The sequence below is a fragment of the Kitasatospora sp. MBT63 genome (genome assembly GCF_000710465.2).
Lineage (GTDB): Bacteria > Actinomycetota > Actinomycetes > Streptomycetales > Streptomycetaceae > Kitasatospora.
This window is the reverse complement of the sequence record NZ_JAIZ01000039.1, coordinates 1-1,312: the sequence shown is the minus strand read 5'-3', so window position 1 is coordinate 1,312 and position 1,312 is coordinate 1. Positions and strand designations below refer to the sequence as shown.

Genomic DNA, 1,312 nt, shown 5'->3' with positions numbered 1-1,312 from the left:
GGCGCCGACCCCATCAACCACACCGACCCCACCGGCAACGGGAAAAACAAAGTTAAAAAGAGCAAGAAAAATAGCAAGAAAAATCACCCCAAGAAGACCATCAAAAAGGATGGATCGGGCAGCAAGGGGATCGGTAAGAATAGCGGCGACTCCAATGTCGATGCCGTAACTGTCGATACAGTAGAACCACCGGCAAAAATTCAAACCATCTTCGAGTCCGGCGAGGCGTCCCGGGCGCAACTGGCAAATCTAATTTCGCCGGCAGGGAAGTTTATCGCTACTGAGTCGAAGGTGCCCATGGCAACCGTGCAGGACGCATGGACTGTGGCTCGCACAGTCCAGCAGAAGTCTGCCGGTATCTATAAGTGGGATATTGGGATCTGCGCGGTGACAACAATGTGCCTCAACTCTGCCACCGTTCTACAGAAGCCCTTGGTCCCCCTGGGTAACGCTCGCAGTTTCGCATGGAAGGAAGATCTGAGTCGCACCCTTTACGGCAACCATAGAGACCTAACTGGAGAGGAAAGGATCGGCGCGCTTAAATCCATGCTGGATTCCGACACCGGGGATCCGCGAGCCTGGAACATGCTCTGGGAAGATAGGGAGCGACGGGGCGGCCACGTGACCAGCTTTGTCGTAAATAACAAAGAAGTCTGGCATTTTGACCCGAACCACAGCTCCCCCATGAATCTCACCCAAGGCCCCGACGAGAATTATATAAACCTGGAGAAAACGTATCCGCGCATGTCCATCGTTGATGTAGGATCCATCAAGATTCCGTTCCAGTAGCACTGCATCTCTTGCAAGGTCGATGCGATCCCGAGTTGTTCATCTGGACACGACCTCTGGGGCTTGTCTGACAATTCCCGCCGGGCGCGCGACGCTCCCCCAGCCTTCGGCCGGGAGGTGCCCCAGCCTGGACGCACCGGCGAAACGTCCAAGTACGTCCAGTACGAGGACGCTTCGCCGGCACGCCCAGCCGGGCGCCCACCGCCGCGCGCTGATCCGACGCGAATTGCCAGACACGGCCTAGTGTTGTGAGTCAGGAATTCTCTTCAAATATCCTGCGAGGCGTTAGAGGATCTGGTCGGCAGTCTTGGTCCAGACGTAGGGCTTCGAGTCGGTGTTCCAGGTCGCGATCCAGTCGCGAATGTCGGATTCGAGGGCCTGGACGGACTTGTGGACGCCGCGTCGTATCTGTTTGTTCGTCAGTTCGGCGAACGAGCGCTCGGCGCGGGTGAAGTTTCCCCGTGATCTCGGACACTCGTTCTTACACGGCGAGGGTGTGTCATTGTCGGGTCTCGTGCGGGGT

The 1,312-nt window shown here is 57.1% G+C and carries 1 protein-coding gene and 1 pseudogene; one reads left to right on the top strand and one right to left on the bottom strand.

Translation table 11 applies throughout. From position 1 onward, the window contains the following. Positions 1-789, top strand: a 789-nt coding sequence (locus tag AA75_RS48945; RefSeq protein WP_158515430.1) for a hypothetical protein, incomplete at its 5' end; no start/stop codon positions are given. A 285-nt stretch (positions 790-1,074) separates the two neighbouring features. Here AA75_RS48945 and AA75_RS51390 read toward each other — a convergent pair. Further along, positions 1,075-1,312, bottom strand: a pseudogene (locus AA75_RS51390) (hypothetical protein); the annotation flags it as partial.